Here is an 18,300-nt window from a genome sequence, read left to right as displayed (position 1 = left end):
CGGCCAGCCACTGCCGGCCACCGCTTGGTCGCCGATTGGCGCTGCAGCGTTGGGCTATCAGGGCAGCGTCGGGGCTCAAGGCACCTTTTATGGCGAGAAGGACGGCTTCACCAGCGCCGAAGCCGAAGTGCTCGGTAAATACGACGGGGCAGGGAAGCTGATCGGCATCGGTATCGCCTTCCGTGGCACCGGCGGCCTGGGCTACAGCGACACCTTCGGCGACATGAAAAACAATTTGCTGGCCGCGGTCGGCCCGGTGGATTACGCGACGAACTACGCGAAAAACGCCTTCGATACTTTGCTGAAAAACGTTGCCGCGTTCGCCATCGCCCACGGCTTGAGTGCCAAGGACGTATTGGTCAGCGGGCATAGCCTCGGCGGGTTGGGGGTCAACAGCCTCGCGGAGTTGAGCGGCAATAACTGGGGCGGTTTTTTCAAGGACGCCAACTACATCGCCTTCGCCTCGCCGACCCAGAGCGCCACCGGCAACAACGTGCTGAACATCGGCTACGAGAATGATCCGGTGTTTCGAGTGCTCGACGGCACCACCTTCAGCAGTGGCTCGCTGGGCAAGCACGATGGTCATCAGGAGTCGGCGACCAACAACATCGTCAACTTCAATGACCAATACGCCTCCACCGCGCAGAACCTGGTGCCGTTCAGCATCCTCAACCCGCTGAACTGGTCGGCCCACGGTTCGTTGGGCTATGCCGACGGCTTGAACCGGGTGATCGACTCGCGCTTCTACGACCTCACCGACAAGGACTCGACGCTGATCGTGTCCAACCTGTCGGAATCGTCCCGAGGCAGCACCTGGGTCGAGGACCTGGGCCGTAGCGGCGAGCCGCACTCCGGCAGCACCTTCATCATCGGCACCGACAGTAATGACTGGCTCAAGGGCGGCGCGGGCAATGACTTCATCGAAGGCCGTGACGGTAACGACCGGTTTCGCGATGACGGCGGCTACAACCTGCTGCTGGGTGGCAAGGGCAGCAACACCTTCGAGCTGCAGAAGCCGTTGCAGAACTTCAGCTTTGCCAATGACGGTGACGGCACGCTGTATGTGCGCGATGCCTACGGCGGCATCAGCATGACCCGCGACATCGGCGCGCTGGTGAGCAAGGAATCGGGTTCGTGGTGGGGCAGCAAGGAGGTGACCTACAACGTCACCGCCAACGGTTTGCTCAACGGCACTGAGCTGACCCACTACAACCATTCGCTCAACGGCGACGCCTACGGCAACACGCTGGTGGCCAGCGTCGACGGTGACTGGCTGTTCGGCCACGCGGGTGATGACCTGCTGCGCAGCGACAAGAGCCACGTGACCTTCGTCGGTGGCGCGGGCAATGACGTGATGCAGGCCTCGGGCGGCAACAACACCTTCCTGTTCAGCGGCGCCTTCGGCTTCGATGCGATCAATGGCTACCAGGGCAGCGACAAACTGGTGTTCATGGGCGTGCAGGGCGCGGGGCAGGGTTATGACTACACCCAGCACGCGACCCAGGCCGGCAACGACACTGTGCTCAAGATTGGCGATTACGCCGTAACGCTGGTGGGCGTGGGTCTGGATAATCTCTCGGCTTCGGGAATTACCTTCGCGTAAAGGCTGCATGCACTAAATGCTCCGGGGCGCCTCGTCAGTGAGGCGTCCTGGTTGTGAGCTATCTCTGACAATTTCAACAAAAAGAGAGGCAATACCAATGGGTGTGTACGACTACAAAAACTTCGGTACAGCAGACTCCAAGGCGTTGTTCAGCGACGCCATGGCGATCACGTTGTATTCCTATCACAACCTCGACAACGGTTTCGCCACCGGTTACCAGCAAAACGGCTTCGGCCTGGGCTTGCCGGCAACCCTGGTCACCGCGCTGATTGGCGGCACCGACTCCCAGGGCGTCATTCCCGGCATTCCCTGGAACCCCGATTCGGAAAAGGCCGCACTCGAGGCCGTGCAAAAAGCCGGCTGGACGCCGATCACCGCCGCGCAATTGGGCTATGACGGCAAGACCGACGCTCGTGGAACCTTCTTCGGCGAGAAGGCCGGTTACACCAGCGCCCAAGTGGAGATCCTCGGCAAGTACGACGCCCAGGGCCATCTCACCGAAATCGGTATCGCTTTTCGCGGCACCAGTGGCCCGCGAGAGATCCAGATCGGCGACTCCATCGGCGATGTGATCAACGATCTGCTGGCGGCGCTGGGTCCCAAGGATTACGCGAAAAACTATGTGGGCGAAGCCTTCGGCAATCTGCTCGGTGACGTTGCAGCATTTGCCCAGGCCAATGGGCTGTCGGGCAAGGACGTGCTGGTCAGCGGCCACAGCCTTGGCGGGTTGGCAGTCAATAGCCTGGCGGACTTGAGCAGCAACAAATGGTCCGGTTTTTACCAGGATTCCAACTACATCGCCTATGCCTCGCCGACCCAAAGCAGCAGCGACAAAGTGCTGAACATCGGTTATGAAAACGACCCGGTGTTCCGCGCCCTCGATGGCTCGTCGTTCAACCTGTCCTCGGTAGGCGTGCACGATGCCGCCAAGGATTCGACGACCGATAACATCGTCAGCTTCAACGACCACTACGCCTCGACGGCGTGGAACGTGCTGCCGTATTCGATTCTCAACATTCCTACCTGGATCTCGCACTTGCCCACCGGTTACGGCGACGGCATGACCCGAGTGCTGGAGTCGAAGTTCTACGACCTGACCAGCAAGGATTCGACCATCATCGTCGCCAACCTCTCGGACCCGGCGCGCAGCAACACTTGGGTCCAGGACTTGAACCGCAACGCCGAAACCCATAAAGGCAGCACCTTCATCATCGGCAGCGACGGCAATGACCTGATCCAGGGCGGCAAGGGCAACGACTACCTGGAAGGCCGCGACGGTAACGACACCTTCCGCGATGGCGGGGGCTACAACATCCTGTTGGGCGGCAAGGGCAGCAACGTGCTGGACCTGCAGCAGTCGGTGAAGAACTTCACCTTTGCCAATGACGGTGCCGGTAACCTGTACGTGCGCGATGCCAATGGCGGCATCAGCATCACCCGTGACATCGGCAGCATCGTGACCAAGGAGCCGGGTTTTCTCTGGGGCGTGTTCAAGGATGACGTGACCCACAGCGTCACCGCCAATGGTCTTGCGGTCGGCAGCAACCTGACCCAGTACGCCTCAAGCGTGAAGGGCACGACCGGGGCCGATACGCTCAAGGCACACGCAACGGGCGATTGGTTGTTTGGCCTGGACGGCAACGACCATTTGATCGGCGGCGCCGGCAACGACGTGTTTGTCGGCGGGGCGGGTAATGACCTGATGGAGTCGGGCGGCGGGATCGATACGTTCCTGTTCAGCGGCGCGTTTGGCCAGGACCGGGTGGTGGGCTATCAAGCCAACGACAAACTGGTGTTCCTCGGGGTTCAGGGCGTTGCGCCGAACGACGACTTCCGCGCCCATGCCACGGCGGTGGGGCAGGATACGCTGCTGACGTTTGGCAGTGATTCGGTAACCCTGGTGGGGGTTGGGCTGGACAGTTTGTCCGGTGGGGGGATTGTGATCGCCTGAGGGTAGCGGGGCGCCTGTCAGGGCCCTATCGCGAGCAGGCTCGCTCCCACAGGGATTTTGTGGACAATGAAAATCCAATGTGGGAGCGAGCCTGCTCGCGATGAACGATAACGTGGTAGATCGGTGACTCGCTGGCCACTCTTTGACTCCAATACCTGCACCAACAGGAATCTGGCACTAAACCATCAGCCCATCCACGCGTTATCCCTATGACGCCGGAGCTGCATGCCGCCATTGAGTACAGGAGATTTTGCAACGTGAGTAACAGCAAGAGGTACACCTTCGGTCTGGCGCTGGCCTTGTTATCGGCAACCGCCGCCGCAGAACTGCCTCAAAGCTCGATTCTGACCCGTTACGGGGTCACCTCTGATCAACTGCCGAAACCGGCCGCGATCGAAACCACCAAACCCACCACGCCCGTCGAAGAAAAAAGCCGCTTTCAGATCCAGCCGGAACAGCCCTGGGTGACAGTGCGCCTGGGCGACGGCAAACCACCGGAGAAGACCGGCAATATCAGCATCGACAGTTCGATGCAGCAGGAACGGGAGCGTTGCCAGCGGATGCAGGAACGACTGATACGGCAAGGAGGGCAGTCCTTCTCTTGCGATAACGGTGTTCCGGGAACTCATTGAGCACAGCGCAGTTGCAGGCTTAAAAAACAGGACTGAGCCAGCGGTAGTCCACTGACCACGACATGAGTGACTGATATGACCCTATCTACAGGTGTGGCAGGGCAGGCGGGAAGTGTTTCCCCTGCGCTTGCTACCAGCGTTGCAAAAACCAATACCCGGATGCTGGCCATCGATGCCTTGCGCGGCTTCGTCATGCTTTTAATGCTTATCGACCACGTGCGGGAAACCTTTCTGCTGCACCGCCAGGTCACCGATCCGATCGATGCGCTGAGTGTCACGCCGGACTTGTACTTCACCCGCATGCTCAGCGAGATCTGCGCGCCGGTGTTCATCTTCCTCACCGGTTTGTCGGCCTGGCTCTACAGCCAGAAACACACGGCCAGCGAGACATCGGTGTTCCTGCTCAAGCGCGGGTTGTTCCTGGTGTTCCTGGAGCTCACGTTCGTGTGCTTTGCGTGGAACGCCGAGTTCCCGCCCAAGACGTTGTGGCTGCAAGTGATCTGGTGCATCGGTATCTGCATGATCGTGCTCGCGGGGCTACTGCACTTCAAGCGCGGTTGGCTGATCGTGCTCGGGGTGGCGATTGTCGCCGGGCACAACCTGCTCGACGGCGTGACCGTGGGGCCGGAGTCGCCGTTCTTCGTACCGTGGTCGATCCTGCATCAGCGGGTGTTCATCGACATCACCGAATTCACCCGGGCTCGCACCACGTATCCGGTGTTGCCGTGGATCGGGGTGATTTTGCTGGGCTGGGCCATCGGGCCATGGTTCGGCAAGGACATGGAACCGGCCGAGCGGATTTCCCGGTTGCTGAAAGTCGGCGTCGGCCTGCTGGTGGCGTTCGTGTTCATCCGTTACCTGAACGTTTACGGCGAGAAGCCGTGGGTGCAAACCGGTGACTCGCTGCGCACGTTCATGAGCTTCATGAGCGCGAAGAAGTACCCGCCGTCGCTGATGTTCCTGATGCCGACCCTCGGCCTGGGGCTGATCCTTCTGGCGTTGTTCGAGAAGGCCCAGGATCGCTGGTCCACCGCGACCCTGGCGATCTACGGCGGTGCGCCGATGTTCTTCTATTTGCTGCATCTGTATGTGCTCAAAGCCATGTATCTGGTGGCGGTCGCCATCTGGGGCGCCAATCAGGGCACCTATTACGGCTTCGATGACCTGCCCATGGTCTGGCTGTGGAGCGTGATCCTCGGGGTGTTGCTGTTCTTCCCGACGCGCTGGTTCGCCAACCTCAAACAGCGCCGTCGCGACATCGCGATTCTCAAATATCTCTGATCAAAGACCGGGAAGTTTGAGCGATGAAAATCCTGTAGGAGCGAGGCTTGCCCGCGAAGAACGATGACGCGTAATACCTGAAAAACCGCGGTGCATTCTTCGCGGGCAAGCCTCGCTCCTACAGGTTCTGTGTCAGTCTTCCTTGCGAACCGTGGCCACGTCATCGGCCCGGACTTTCACTTTCGCCCCGGAAATATCTTCAAACTCAAAGAAGCCGTCCTTGGTTTTGGTGTTCGGCATGTCCTTGGTCAAATACTGGGTGCCGTTCTGCAGGGTCACGACCGTCGGCGTCGAGCAACCGGCCAGGGCCAAAAAGGCCGCTACTGCCAGGGGCAAACCCAGAGTCTTGATATTCATACACACCTCTCATCACTGAAAAAAACAGCGCGACAGCCTCGCTTGAGGTCAATCGTCGCTGTGCCTCTAACGCGGTTGGTGCGATGGAATGGCAGAAAGTTCGATGGCCACCCGAAAATTGCCGAATAGCGTCGCCACTGATCCTTTTCCGTTTGCACCGGGTGGGGCATAGCTGGTATCTGTACGCATAACCAGTACTCGTTTGCCATGGCCCTTTTTGCCCGTGATTGTAAATCCTCTCGACGACCCGTTCTATTACTTGAACAACTTCATGCAAGTGCTTGATTGGCTTGAGCATCGCTATGCCGATGTATTAAGCGTCGAGGAGCAGGATTTCATCCGCGACTTCAATCGATTGCCCCGCGAGTCCCAAGCCTTGCTGGTCAGACTGGTGATGCGCAAGGGTATGCATTTCAGGGCCGGCAAACTGAGTTACGTCGAGATCGGCGACATCGACAACGCTGCGGCGCCGTTGCTGGCATCGGGCTGGATCGACCAGCAGTCGCCATTGCACATCGAGGACCTGTTCGAGGTGTTGCTCAAGGCCGAGATTCTCCAGTGCTTTGGCAGCGCCATCGATCAGCCCAAAGGCAAGAAGACCGATTGGTTGCCGGCCCTGAGCGAGCAGTTTCCCGAGGCGCAAAGTTTTGCCCAGTGGTGTCCGGCAATGAATGAGCGGTTGTTCAGCCTGACCGTCATGGGCCTGTGCGACCGGCTGCGGCTGATGTTCTTCGGCAATCTTTATCAGGACTGGTCGGAGTTCGTGCTGGCCGACCTGGGCATCTTTACCTACGAGAAAGTCGAGTTCTGCGCCGAGTCCCGAGGCTTGCGCAGTCGCGAGGACGTCGACGCCTGCCTGTTCCTGCACAGCTGTCAGCAGCGTTTCGAGGCGGGTGAAGACGTGGCGGCGATTGTCGAGCAGATCAACGGGCTGCAGCTCGACAATTCCTGGCTGCAAAGACGTCGGGGCAAACTGCTGTTCCAGATCGGTCAGCACTGCGAGCGCGTCGCGGATTTTTCCAGCGCTTTGAGCCTCTACCGCGAATGCGCCTACCCCGGCGCGCGTCTGCGGCTGATTCGCGTGCTGGAGCGCTGTGCTGAATACCAACTGGCGATGGACCTGGCCATCCACGCCGAGCAAGCCCCTGAAAGTGCTGCCGAGCATCAGCATCTATCGCGTGTGCTGCCCAGGCTGCGGCGCAAACTGGGCGGGCCGCCGATCAAGCGACCAGCCCCTCGGGCCATGCAGCGCCTGGACCTGCAACTGCCCAGGCACGATCCGGCGTTGTCGGTGGAGTCTTACGTTCAGGCACACCTGGCGGAGGAGTCGGCGCCGGTGCATTACGTCGAGAACAGCCTGATCAACTCGCTGTTCGGGCTGCTGTGCTGGCCGGCAATCTTCGCGCCGTTGCCGGGAGCGTTTTTTCACCCATTCCAGCGCGGCCCGGTGGACCTGCTCAACGAAGACTTTCATGCGCGGCGCGCGGATCTGTTTCAAGCCTGCCTCGCCGAACTCGATGACGGGCGTTATGTGCACACTGTCCGCGAGCGTTATAGCGCCAAGTGGGGTGTGCAGTCACCGTTCGTATTCTGGGGCGTGTTGAGCGAGGAACTGCTGGAGCAGGCGCTCGACTGTCTGCCCGCCGAACACCTCAAGCACTGGTTCAATCGGCTGCTGCTCGATATCAAGGCCAACCGCGCTGGCATGCCGGACTTGATCCAGTTTTGGCCGCAAGACAAAACCTACCGCATGATCGAAGTCAAAGGCCCCGGCGATCGGTTGCAAGACAATCAATTGCGCTGGCTGGAGTTCTGTCACGAGCACCAGATGCCGATTGCCGTGTGCTACGTGCAATGGGCGGAGCAGGGCGCGTGAGCTACAGCATTGCGGTGCGGGCGCTGTGTGAATTCACCGCCAAGGTTGGCGACCTCGACCTGCGTTTCACTCCGTCGCCGACCGCGCTGGAGGGCATCGTCGGGCATCGCACCGTAGCCTCACGGCGCAGCGAGGGTTACCAGAATGAAGTCGCGCTGGAGGGCCAGTATCGGACCTTGACCGTGAAAGGTCGGGCAGACGGCTACGATCCAGCGCAAAACTGCCTCGAAGAAATCAAGACCTACCGTGGCGACCTGAGCAAACAACCGGCCAACCATCGGCAGCTGCACTGGGCGCAGGCGAAGATCTACGGTGGGTTGATGTGCCAGAAACTGCAGCTGGAACGCATCAATCTGGCGCTGGTGTACTTCGACATTGTCAGCGAAAAGGAAACCTGCCTGGTCGAGGCCTTCAGCGCCGCCGAACTACAGCTGTTCTTCGAGCACCATTGCGGGTTGTTCCTGCACTGGGCCGAGCAGGAAATGGCCCATCGCGAAGGGCGCAATCTGGCGGCGCAACAGCTGGCATTTCCCCATGCCGATTTTCGTCCCGGGCAACGGCATCTGGCCGAGTCGGTGTTCAAGGCGGTCAGCACCGGTCGCTGCCTGATGGCCCAGGCTCCGACCGGTATCGGCAAGACCGTAGGCACGCTGTTCCCGATGCTCAAGGCCTTGGCGCCGCAGCAATTGGACAAGGTGTTCTTTCTCACGGCGAAAACTCCGGGGCGCAAGTTGGCGCTGGACGCCGCTCAGGTCATCCTCGACAGCGCCGATGCTCCACCCTTGCGAGTTCTCGAAATGATCGCCCGGGACAAGGCTTGCGAGCACCCGGACAAGGCCTGCCATGGCGAGTCGTGCCCGTTGGCCCAGGGCTTTTATGATCGTTTGCCGGCCGCGCGTCAGGCCGCCAGCCAATTGAGCCTGCTGAACCAGAGCGCCTTGCGCGAGGTTGCCCTGCAGCATGACGTTTGTCCCTACTACTTGAGCCAGGAAATGGCCCGCTGGGCGGACGTGGTGGTCGCCGACTACAACTACTATTTCGACTTCAGTGCGTTGCTGTTCGGGCTGGCCCAGGCCAATAACTGGAACGTCGCGGTGCTGGTGGACGAAGCCCACAATCTGGTAGAGCGCGGCCGGCAGATGTACAGCGCCAGCCTCGACCAGGGGACGTTGAACAGCGTGCGAAAAACCGCGCCTGAGTCGCTGAAGAGATCCTTGCAGCGAGTCAATCGTGAATGGAATGCCCTGCATGATCTGCAACTCAGCCCCTATCAGGCCTACGACAAAGCCCCGGAAAAACTGCTTCAGGCGCTGTCCTTGTGCTGCGCGAGCATCGGCGACTACCTGAACGATTACCCTCAGGGCCTGGACAGCGGCTTGCAGAATTTTTACTTCGACATGCTGCAATTCGGCCGCGTGGCTGAACTGTTCGATGAGCATTTCCTGTTCGACATCAGCAAACGCGACCTCGAGCGCAAGCGCAACCTGTCGCAGTTATGCCTGCGCAACGTGGTGCCGGCCGGTTTCATCCGCCCGCGCCTGACCGCTGCGCGCAGCACCGTGCTGTTTTCCGCCACCCTGAGTCCTAGGCATTACTACGCGGATTTGCTGGGAACACCGGCGAACACGGTGTGGATCGATGTGGAGTCGCCATTTCACGCCGATCAGTTGCAGGTGCACATCGTCAGCCAGATTTCGACTCGCTATGTCCACCGTCAAGCGTCCCTCGAACCCATCGTCGAGCTGATCGCCAAACAGTTCACCCAACGCCCCGGTAATTACCTGGCGTTTTTCAGCAGCTTCGACTATTTGCAGCAAGTGGCGCAGTTGCTGGCCGAGCGGCATCCGCACATCATGCTGTGGTCGCAGTCCCGGGGCATGGGGGAAGGGCCGCGTCAGGCGTTTCTCGATCAATTCACCGTCCATAGTCAGGGCGTAGGGTTTGCGGTGTTAGGTGGCGCATTCGGCGAAGGCATCGATTTACCCGGCGCGCGATTGATTGGTGCATTCATTGCCACCCTGGGGCTGGCGCAACTCAATCCGGTCAACGAACAGATGAAACAGCGCATGGCGGCGATTTTCGGTGCCGGGTATGACTACACCTACCTGTTTCCTGGCGTGCAAAAAGTCGTGCAGGCAGCGGGGCGGGTGATCCGCACTCAGCAGGATCAAGGGGTAGTGATGCTGATCGATGACCGGTTTGGCGAGAGCAAGGTCAAGCAGTTGCTGCCGCGCTGGTGGTCAGTTGAGCCAGCGCACTTTCCTTCACCTTCGTAGGATTTTTTACTTTATAAAACAGAGACATATCTTGAAAGACACGCCCGTTTGAACAAACAACGAAACAGCGCTTTATTCAAAGGGCAGGCAATCACTTTCAAGCGAATCTTTGATAAGGAAATCAAGGTATGTCAGTAGCCCCGAAGTACACTTACACCCCAGAGCAGGTCACTGCAGTATTCACTGAAATCACCGCGACGCTGTTCAACGGCATCACTGCCGAGGCAACTCCGAAAATACTGGTCGTTGCGGGGCTGCAAGGGTCAGGTAAAACGTATCTGTTGGAAAAAAACCTGCTTCCCTCCAAACGCTATGACAATTATGTTCGTCTGTACCTGCCCAAATACCGCGAAAAACACCCTCAATACGCAGAGATGATCACGCTCGGCGTCTTGCATGCTTACGAGCATACGGAAGCTTTTGTCCGGGAGGTCAGCACGCAGATCTTCGTGGAGGCGTTCAAGCGCAAATACAACATCATCATGGAATGCGCATTCGACAGTATCGATTTCGCCGCTTTTCCACCGACGGCGACGGCGGCCGGCTATCAGGTCGAGACCCATATCGTCGCTTGTAATCAAGAGTTCGCTCATGCATCAAGCATCAAAAGAGCGCTAAGGAGCCTGGAAAAGCAGGAAATGGAAAGGTTCGTCACTGTGTCGATGCTGGATGCCAGCATGAGTAACGCACAGGCGATCATCCTGGCCTTCGAAACGGCCGCCAAAGCGGTCAGCGGCTCGCAGATCATCTTGTACGAGCGCGGCTTCGGTGCATTGAAGGAACGGACCTTGCGCGCTCAAAGCACTTACACCAAAGCCGCCGACGGAGCATTGACCATCACAGGAGCAACGGCACCTTATACGTACAGCGCTTATGGGATGATCATCGACAATCACATCTACACCATGAGTGATCGCGACGAAATGATCAAAGAGTGTCACCTGGCACTGCTCAAAACCCAAACCTACGCTGAACATGTCCCTGACTTTGTCTACAACGATCTGTACGCCTATATCGTCAAATACGTGTACCGATAATCCCTCGCGCCACTGCGGCAGACCAACGTATTGGTTTTTTGGAATTTCCAAACGAGCGGTTTGTCGCATACTCCAGAAGAACAACAATAAGGACAGGGCTCCATGAGCGATGACCGGACCAAGATCAATGCCATCGAGGAGATGCGCTTTCGTCTGCTGATCGATGCCGTGGTGGACTACGCGATCTACATGATTGACCCCGATGGCATCATCACCAGTTGGAACGCTGGCGCCAAGCGTTTCAAAGGGTATGAGGAGGCGGAGATTCTTGGTCAGCATTTCTCGCGTTTTTATACCGAAGAGGACCGCAAGGCCGGTTTGCCTCAGCGTGCCCTTGATACCGCCATTCACGAAGGGCGTTTCGAGGGCGAAGGCTGGCGGGTTCGCAAGGACGGCACGCATTTCTGGTCCCACGTCATCATCGATCCCATTCGCGATCCGTCGGGCAAATTGCTGGGTTTTGCCAAGATCACCCGGGATTTGACCGACCGCAAAATGGCCGAAGAAACCCTCAAGCAGAGCGAGCAGCAGTTCCGGCTGCTGGTGCAAAGCGTCACCGACTACGCCATCTACATGCTCGCTCCGGATGGACGCGTGACCAACTGGAATCTGGGGGCTCAGCGAATCAAGGGCTACCGCCCCGAAGAAGTTATCGGCCAGCATTTCTCGATGTTTTACACCCCTGAAGACCGCGAAGCCGGTGAACCCCAGCGTGCGCTGGAGATCGCTACACGCGAGGGGCGATTCGAAAACAAGGCCTGGCGCATGCGCAAGGACGGCACGCGGTTTTTCGCGCATGTCGTGGTCGACCCGATTTGGGGCGAGACCGGCACGTTGCTGGGATTTGCCAAGATCACTCGGGACATCACCGAGGTGACCCAAGCCCAGCAAGCCCTTGAGAAAACCCGCGAAGCGTTGTTTCAGGCGCAAAAGATGCAGGCCATCGGTCAACTCAGCGGCGGGATTGCCCACGACTTCAATAATCTGCTGACCGTTATTCTCGGCAATCTGGAAATCGTTCGTAAACGTGCGGCAGACGACCCGAGAATTACCCGTTTGCTCGACAACGCCACTCAAGGCGCCTTGCGTGGCGTTTCCCTGACCCAGCGCATGCTGGCGTTTGCCAGGCGTCAGGAACTCAAGACCGAAGCCGTTGAAATACCGGCACTGATACAGGGGATTACCGGGCTGTTGCGCAGCTCCCTGGGGCCTGCGGTGAGCATAGAAACCCGCTTTGCGCCCGAGCTCGAACCGGTGATGGCCGACGTCAACCAGCTGGAGCTGGCGGTGCTGAATCTGGCGACCAACGCCCGCGATGCCATGCCCAACGGCGGGAAACTCATCATCAGCGCCCAGACACATGAGGTCCACGATCAGAAGCTTTCCCTGACGGCAGGTCGTTATGTCTGCCTGAGTGTCACGGATGCGGGGGAGGGCATGGATGACGCTACCCTGGCGTTGGCCATGGACCCCTTCTTCACCACCAAAGGCGTCGGCAAAGGCACTGGCCTGGGATTATCGATGGTTCATGGGTATATGGAGCAATTGGGAGGACGCTTCATTCTGAAAAGCCGGAAGGACGTCGGCACCACGGCTGAACTCTGGTTACCCGTTGCACTGGCCAACTCGACCACTGCACCCGCTATCGAGGAGGCAGCCATGTCGCGGGTGCCTCGTCTGTGTGTGTTGGTCGTGGACGACGACAGCCTGGTGTTGACCAGTACCAGCCTGTTGCTCGAGGACCTCGGCCATCGGGTGATCAGTGCCTCGTCCGGCGCGCAGGCGCTGGAGCTATTCGACAGTGAGCCCGCGATTGACCTGGTCATTACGGACATGGCGATGCCCAAAATGAACGGCGAGCAATTGGCGCAGATTATCCGCAACATCAGGCCACAGCTGCCGATCATCCTCGCCACCGGTTACGCCGAGCGTCTGGAAGGCTTGGCGGCCAGACTCCCACGCCTGTCCAAACCCTTTACCCAACTCAATCTGGTGGAAATCATTGCCTTGGTGATGAAGTGATAGTCGGGAGCAAATTGGACATGGATATGGATATGGACATGGATATGGATATGGATATGGATATGGATATGGATATGGATATGGATATGGATATGGATATGGATATGGATATGGATATGTAGGAGCCAGGCTTGCCGGCGAAGGCGTCCTTGAGAGCGCCTTCGCCGGCAAGTCGGATCGCCGCACCGCTGGCTCCTACGAAAAGCAGTTCGCCGGGCTTTGCTATTCCCTCCATCAAGCCGCGAGGCTGGACGCGCCCAGCTCTTTTTTGTAGCGGGCTTTCAGGCTCTCCATTTCGCTACCCAATTCGTCGAGCGTCGCTTTGCCCAGCAGCTTTTTGGCCTGAGGAAACATTTCCTTTTCCTCTTCTTCGATGTGATGTTCCAGCAACTCCTTGACCACTTTCACTCGACCGGCGAATTCGATGCTAGCGGGATCGGTGGTTTTCAGGTCGGGAAGCACCAGCGAATCGACGGTGCGATGTTCTTCCTTGGCTTCGTAATACATCACATCCTGTTCCTTGCCCCCGGCCTTTTTATACGCCGGGTACAAGACTTCTTCTTCCAGGCGGGTATGGATCTTGATTTCCATTTCCAGTTTGGCCAGCAACTCGGTGCGTTTTTTCACCCCACGTTCAGTGGACTCGCTCAACTGGGCCAGGATCCCTTTTACGCGTTCATGGTCGGTTTTCAACAGGTCAATGGCGTTCATGATCGAACCTCTTGTTTAGTCACGGGTCAAGCGCAAACGGTCTTCCTGCCGTTGTCGCTCACACTGCTGGAGCATTTCCCGTGCCTGTTTTAAAGATTAAGAAAACCCAAATAAAAACAATCGGTTGTGATGGTTTTTAACAAGCCATTATCGTGCAGCCTGCATGAATCCGGTTTGCTGTTCAGTGCAGGTTGACCGACCTTCGTCAGACGTCCTGGTGATTGCGCTGCTCATAACGGGCCAGCATCGGTTGAGTACTGATGCCATGCGCCAGAATGCTGAGCGCCACCACCGACAATGTCAGGTCGGTGCACAGCGTCGCCGCTGCCGGACCGAGGTCATGGTTCAAGGCGTAGAACAGGTAATAAAAGCTCCCGATGCCGCGAATCCCGAACCAGCCGATCAACAGCCGCTGGCGGCCGTCCAGCAGGCGCCCCCACGGCATGATCCCTACACACAAGGGCCGAATGGCACAGAACAACACCAGCGCAACCACCAACGCTCGCCAATCCCAGTGGCCCACCAGCACCACACCCAGCAGGGTGACCAGAAACACTTCCATGGCCCGTTCCACCAGGCTGCCGAATGCCAACATGTCGCCCATCATGATGCCGGCCGCGACTTGGGTTTCTGGCAGATTCGCCACGTCGCCGTGGACGGCAGCCTCAGGTTCGACGTTCTGGTGGCCGACCACCGGTTGCACCAGATGCTCGGCGGGCATCAGCGTGTCACCGGTGGATTTGACTTCGGCCTGGCGCAACCCGAGGCCGGCGGCGAATACCGACAGAAAGCCATAGCCATTGATCTCCTCGGCCGCGACGTAAGCCAGAGCAATCAGGGCCAGCGCCAGATAGTCGTTAGGGGAGAGGGTGCTGTCGGCATTGCGGATACGCATCGACAAGGTCAAGCGACCGATGCCATGGCCCATCCAGTAACCGGTGAGCAAGCCCGCAGGCACCGCCCACAGCACACTTTTCAATGCCCACTCACCGAGCCAGGCCTGGCTATCGCCGCTCTGTTGTACAAACAACAAACCGAGGATCACGAAGGGGAAGGCGATGCCGTCGTTGAGGCCCGCCTCACCGGAGAGCCCGAAACGCACCGAGTCGTAATCCCTGGCGTCGTTGACTTGCACCAGCGAGGCCAGTACCGGATCGGTGGGGGCCAGAATCGCCCCGATCAGCAGCGCCGGCCCCCAGGCCAGGGCAAAACCGTAATGCAGCAACAGGCAGACGCCAATGATGGTCAAGATCATCACCGGCCCCGCCAGGCCGAACGCCACCCGCCATCGAAGATCTTTCAGCGGCAGGCGCAATTTGAGTCCGCAGACAAACAGCGAAAAGAGCACCGCGACTTCCGTCAGGTGCTCCATCCAGACCGCCGCGTCCTTGATGTCCAGCTTCAACAAACCCATGCCCGCCGGCCCGATTGCCACGCCCAGCGCCAGGCACACCGCCGACGTGGTCACCGGCATCCAGCGCAGATAGGACGAGGTCAGCGCCAGGGTCAGCAGCACCGCACCCAACACCGCCACCCATACAATGAAGCTCATGCCCGGTTCTCGGAGGTGTACCGCCGACCGCCGCCAAATGGCGGACTCAGGAAAGTCAAACGCCAGTCACGCGCAAGTACTCAGGCCCCAGGTAGTTGAACCAGAGCAGAATCATCTCCACCAGGATAGTCACCAGCACCAATAGCCCGACGCCCCATACGCTCGCCGCATTCAGCAGGCCTTGCTCCTTGCGCTCGTGCATGAAGATCGGCAAGCCGACGAACAGCAGAAACGTTGAATAAAGTGAGGCGGCCCCCAGCACCGTGATCGCCAGCCAGCGGCTCGGGTAGAGCCCGGCGATGCCCGCGAGGAAGAACGGGGTGATGGTATAGGCAGCAAAACCGATGCACTGATTGACGGTGGGGCGTGAGTCGAAGGTCCGCGATATCCAGCGGATGAACAGCCCCATCAGCACCACGCCAACAATGATGCTCAGGTACAGCAGCCCGCAGAGTTGCAGGGCGCTGGTGGTACTGAGCTTGACCGTTTCGTTCTCGGCCAGGCTCCAGCCGACGTAGGTAGTCCCGATAAACAGGCACACGGCGGGGATCAAGGCGAGCAACAGCAAATGAGCGAGGTAATGGCGCGGATGCGCTTCCTCATCCTTACGAATATCTGTCCAGACGAAATTGGGCTGAGTGAACAGCCTGACGAAATGTGCGGACATGACGACCTCCAGATACAAGCGGCCCGGCATAGGGGCCCCTAGAAGTATTGAGGTGCATCCATCGCCGGGGGTTCATTTTTTATCGGGTGCCTCAAGCGCGGTCGGCTGGAGGGAATGTTTACAAACGGCGAAGGTCAACCGAGCAATTCCTCTTGCCTGGGGGCCTGGCCATGAACGTCAGCCAATCCGTCGTCGACTATTTGCGGCAACACGACTTGCGACTGACGACGGCCGAATCCTGTACCGCAGGAAAAATCGTGACTTTGCTGGCCGAGGTGCCGGACAGCGGAGACCTGATCGAGAGTGGCTATGTGGTTTATTCCCCTGAAGCCAAGCAGCGATTGCTTAACGTCAGCCCCGAGACGATCAAAACCTTCAACCTGACCAGTTGCGAAGTGGCGTGCGAAATGGCCTTGGGCGCATTGCGCGACAGCCCCGCCAATGTCGCGGTAGCCACCACCGGCATTCTGGGCCCGGAGGATATCGACGGGATTCCGGCCGGCACCGTCTGTTTTGCCTGGGCGTACCAGACCGAGCGAGGGCAGCGCGTATTCACTCACCAGCACCGTTTTTTCGGATCGCGCAGCCGGGTGCAGTTACTGGCCGCCGAACATGCCTTGAAGCGGGTGTCGTTTTTTCATCAACGTGCATTGGCCGGTGAACAAGGCCAGGTCACACCATGAACGACGGCGGTTCGAGCGCAACGGCAAGATTTCGGTGATCGCTCAAGAGCCCTACACTCAACTCATGGGTTAGGCTCAATGCGATGCAAGAAACTCGATGAGGAATTGCTCATGAACACCCAATCGCTCGTTGCACTGGCACTGTCGTTGGCATGCCTCGCTGGCTGCGAAAGCAAATACGATGTGAATGAGAAAAATTGCGAGCCGAAAAACTTCATGAAGCTGCCAGACGATCAGAAGCGGGAAGCCTTCATCAAGGCTTGCATGGAGCGCATAACGCCTTGAACAGGAGTCGATGCTGCGCCTGTCGCCCATAAAAAACCCGATGCACAGGCATCGGGTTTTCGGCATCACCCCAGGCTGTCAGACCTGGCGGTTACGCAAACTACGCTCCATCCGCGCGATCCCTTCTTCCAGCAGCGCCCTTGGGCAGCCGAAGTTCAGGCGCACGAATTGCTGGGCGTGATCGCCGAAGTCCAGCCCGGCGCTGAGCCCGACTTTCGCTTGATCAAGGAAGAATTGCTGCGGGTTGTCCAGGCCCAGCGCCGTGCAGTCGAGCCACGCCAGGTAAGTGCCCTGAGGTATGTTCATGGTCACGCCCGGCAACCGCGTGCGAACCGCCTCCACCAGATAATCCCGATTGCCTTGCAGGTAGGCCATGAGCTCGGTCAGCCAAGGGCCGCCTTCACTGTAGGCGACGCGGGTGGCTTCCAGGCCCAGCGGGTTGACGCTGTCGACCATGCCGCAGCGAGCGTTGTTGACCCGATGACGTAGCGCCGGATCCTGAATGATCATGAACGCAGTCTTCAATCCGGCGATGTTATAGGCCTTGCTCGCCGACATCAGGGTGATGGTGCGCTTGGCGATCTGCGGGCTGAGCGAGGCGGTCGGGATGTGCGCGCGCCCATCGAAGCACAGCTCGGCGTGGATCTCGTCGGAGATGATCCAGGCGTCCTGCTCCAGGCAAATGTCGGCGACCGCCTGCAGCTCTTCGCGCGGGAAGACCTTGCCCAGCGGGTTATGCGGGTTGCTCAGCAGCAGCGCGCCGCCCCCTTGCAGCGCCTGGCGCAAGGCATCGAATGGCGTCGCATACGTGCCATCGGCCAACGCATCGAAATCCAGTTCGACCTTGTTCAGCTGCCAGTGGCCCGGCGCATGGCGCAGAGGCGGGTAGTTTGGTGTTTGCACGACCACGTTCTGCTGCGGCTGAACCAGCGCGTTCAGGGCCATGTTGAAACCCGACTCGATACCCGGCAGGAAGACCAGCTCCTGAGGCTGCACACGCCAGGCGTACTTGCTCCAGAGGTCGGCGACGATGGCGTCACGCAAGTCATCCTGAGCCACGCTGTAACCGAGCATCGGGTGTTCCAGGCGTTTTTGCAGCGCCTGAATGATCGCTGGTGGCGCGGCAAAGTCCATGTCGGCGACCCACATCGGCAACACGTCGGCCGGGTAGCGGCTCCATTTGGTACTGCCGGTGCCATGGCGGTCGAACACCTGATCAAAATCGAAAGTCATGCTCAGTCTCATAAAAGGCAGAGGGTTAATCCGGCGGCCATGATAGCGCCAAACCCAGTGGGAGCGAGCCTGCTCGCGATGGGGCCTTACATTCAATATCGATGTCGCCTGACACTCTGCCATCGCGAGCAGGC

At 59.0% G+C, this 18,300-nt stretch carries 15 protein-coding genes; 10 read left to right on the top strand and 5 right to left on the bottom strand.

The genetic code is table 11. The features are described from left to right. The 4 genes from PMI30_RS08180 to PMI30_RS08195 form a co-directional block, all read left to right on the top strand. Positions 1-1,603: polyurethane esterase (locus PMI30_RS08180; RefSeq protein WP_008012292.1), on the top strand; the 1,603-nt coding region annotated here is incomplete at its 5' end. 97 nt (positions 1,604-1,700) lie between these two features. After that, positions 1,701-3,554: a polyurethane esterase gene (locus PMI30_RS08185; protein ID WP_008012291.1), complete on the top strand. Its 1,854-nt coding sequence runs from the start codon at positions 1,701-1,703 to the stop codon at positions 3,552-3,554. A gap of 257 nt (positions 3,555-3,811) precedes the next feature. Then, the gene (locus PMI30_RS08190) at positions 3,812-4,186 is read left to right on the top strand and encodes a hypothetical protein (RefSeq protein WP_008012289.1); all 375 of its coding nucleotides are present in this window, start codon (positions 3,812-3,814) and stop codon (positions 4,184-4,186) included. 75 nt (positions 4,187-4,261) lie between these two features. Then, positions 4,262-5,467: a DUF1624 domain-containing protein gene (locus PMI30_RS08195; RefSeq protein ID WP_008012288.1), complete on the top strand. Its 1,206-nt coding sequence runs from the start codon at positions 4,262-4,264 to the stop codon at positions 5,465-5,467. Between the two features lie 132 nt (positions 5,468-5,599). Here PMI30_RS08195 and PMI30_RS08200 read toward each other — a convergent pair whose 3' ends face one another. Continuing rightward, the gene (locus PMI30_RS08200) at positions 5,600-5,824 is read right to left on the bottom strand and encodes a YgdI/YgdR family lipoprotein (protein WP_008012287.1); all 225 of its coding nucleotides are present in this window, start codon (positions 5,822-5,824) and stop codon (positions 5,600-5,602) included. 223 nt (positions 5,825-6,047) lie between these two features. On the opposite strand from PMI30_RS08200, the gene PMI30_RS08205 reads away from it, so the two are divergent. The 4 genes from PMI30_RS08205 to PMI30_RS08220 all read left to right on the top strand — a co-directional run bounded on the left by PMI30_RS08205 (position 6,048) and on the right by PMI30_RS08220 (position 13,035). Then, a complete protein-coding gene (locus PMI30_RS08205) occupies positions 6,048-7,700 on the top strand; it encodes a VRR-NUC domain-containing protein (RefSeq protein ID WP_008012286.1) in 1,653 nt (550 codons plus the stop codon). Then, a complete protein-coding gene (locus PMI30_RS08210; RefSeq protein ID WP_008012285.1) occupies positions 7,697-9,976 on the top strand; it encodes an ATP-dependent DNA helicase in 2,280 nt (759 codons plus the stop codon). Before PMI30_RS08205 ends, PMI30_RS08210 begins: the two co-directional genes overlap by 4 nt. A 128-nt stretch (positions 9,977-10,104) precedes the next feature. Continuing rightward, entirely contained in the window at positions 10,105-11,013 is a 909-nt protein-coding gene (locus tag PMI30_RS08215) for a zeta toxin family protein (protein ID WP_008012284.1), read from the top strand. Positions 11,014-11,115: 102 nt separating this feature from the next. Continuing rightward, positions 11,116-13,035, top strand: a complete 1,920-nt coding sequence (locus PMI30_RS08220) for a hybrid sensor histidine kinase/response regulator (RefSeq protein WP_008012283.1) — start codon at positions 11,116-11,118, stop codon at positions 13,033-13,035. A gap of 234 nt (positions 13,036-13,269) precedes the next feature. Here the strand turns inward: PMI30_RS08220 and PMI30_RS08225 are convergent, their stop codons facing one another. The 3 genes from PMI30_RS08225 to PMI30_RS08235 form a co-directional block, all read right to left on the bottom strand. Continuing rightward, entirely contained in the window at positions 13,270-13,746 is a 477-nt protein-coding gene (locus PMI30_RS08225; RefSeq protein ID WP_008012281.1) for a hemerythrin domain-containing protein, read from the bottom strand. A 205-nt stretch (positions 13,747-13,951) separates the two neighbouring features. Beyond that, a complete protein-coding gene (locus PMI30_RS08230) occupies positions 13,952-15,298 on the bottom strand; it encodes a cation:proton antiporter (protein WP_008012280.1) in 1,347 nt (448 codons plus the stop codon). Positions 15,299-15,353: 55 nt separating this feature from the next. Beyond that, a complete protein-coding gene (locus PMI30_RS08235) occupies positions 15,354-15,965 on the bottom strand; it encodes a Yip1 family protein (protein ID WP_032835806.1) in 612 nt (203 codons plus the stop codon). A gap of 170 nt (positions 15,966-16,135) precedes the next feature. Here PMI30_RS08235 and PMI30_RS08240 point away from each other — a divergent pair, with 170 nt between their 5' ends. Both PMI30_RS08240 and trbK read left to right on the top strand, forming a co-directional pair. Next, the gene (locus PMI30_RS08240; RefSeq protein ID WP_008012278.1) at positions 16,136-16,648 is read left to right on the top strand and encodes a CinA family protein; all 513 of its coding nucleotides are present in this window, start codon (positions 16,136-16,138) and stop codon (positions 16,646-16,648) included. Between the two features lie 111 nt (positions 16,649-16,759). Beyond that, positions 16,760-16,933: an entry exclusion lipoprotein TrbK gene (gene trbK / locus PMI30_RS08245; protein ID WP_008012277.1), complete on the top strand. Its 174-nt coding sequence runs from the start codon at positions 16,760-16,762 to the stop codon at positions 16,931-16,933. A 78-nt stretch (positions 16,934-17,011) separates the two neighbouring features. On the opposite strand, the gene PMI30_RS08250 is transcribed toward trbK, so the two are convergent. Continuing rightward, positions 17,012-18,166: a MalY/PatB family protein gene (locus PMI30_RS08250; protein WP_008012276.1), complete on the bottom strand. Its 1,155-nt coding sequence runs from the start codon at positions 18,164-18,166 to the stop codon at positions 17,012-17,014. Positions 18,167-18,300: the final 134 nt, after the last annotated feature.

The sequence above is a fragment of the Pseudomonas sp. GM50 genome (genome assembly GCF_000282375.1).
Lineage (GTDB): Bacteria > Pseudomonadota > Gammaproteobacteria > Pseudomonadales > Pseudomonadaceae > Aquipseudomonas.
This window is presented reverse-complemented; position numbering and strand designations above follow the sequence as displayed.

Bases quoted from the DNA above. Each gene is read 5' to 3' on its own strand.
- PMI30_RS08230 (WP_008012280.1), bottom strand. From the start codon at position 15,298: ATGAGCTTCATTGTATGGGTGGCGGTGTTGGGTGCGGTGCTGCTGACC.
- PMI30_RS08195 (WP_008012288.1), top strand. From the start codon at position 4,262: ATGACCCTATCTACAGGTGTGGCAGGGCAGGCGGGAAGTGTTTCCCCT.
- PMI30_RS08215 (WP_008012284.1), top strand. From the start codon at position 10,105: ATGTCAGTAGCCCCGAAGTACACTTACACCCCAGAGCAGGTCACTGCA.
- PMI30_RS08240 (WP_008012278.1), top strand. From the start codon at position 16,136: ATGAACGTCAGCCAATCCGTCGTCGACTATTTGCGGCAACACGACTTG.
- PMI30_RS08235 (WP_032835806.1), bottom strand. From the start codon at position 15,965: ATGTCCGCACATTTCGTCAGGCTGTTCACTCAGCCCAATTTCGTCTGG.
- PMI30_RS08250 (WP_008012276.1), bottom strand. From the start codon at position 18,166: ATGACTTTCGATTTTGATCAGGTGTTCGACCGCCATGGCACCGGCAGT.
- PMI30_RS08185 (WP_008012291.1), top strand. From the start codon at position 1,701: ATGGGTGTGTACGACTACAAAAACTTCGGTACAGCAGACTCCAAGGCG.
- PMI30_RS08220 (WP_008012283.1), top strand. From the start codon at position 11,116: ATGAGCGATGACCGGACCAAGATCAATGCCATCGAGGAGATGCGCTTT.
- PMI30_RS08200 (WP_008012287.1), bottom strand. From the start codon at position 5,824: ATGAATATCAAGACTCTGGGTTTGCCCCTGGCAGTAGCGGCCTTTTTG.
- trbK (WP_008012277.1), top strand. From the start codon at position 16,760: ATGAACACCCAATCGCTCGTTGCACTGGCACTGTCGTTGGCATGCCTC.
- PMI30_RS08225 (WP_008012281.1), bottom strand. From the start codon at position 13,746: ATGAACGCCATTGACCTGTTGAAAACCGACCATGAACGCGTAAAAGGG.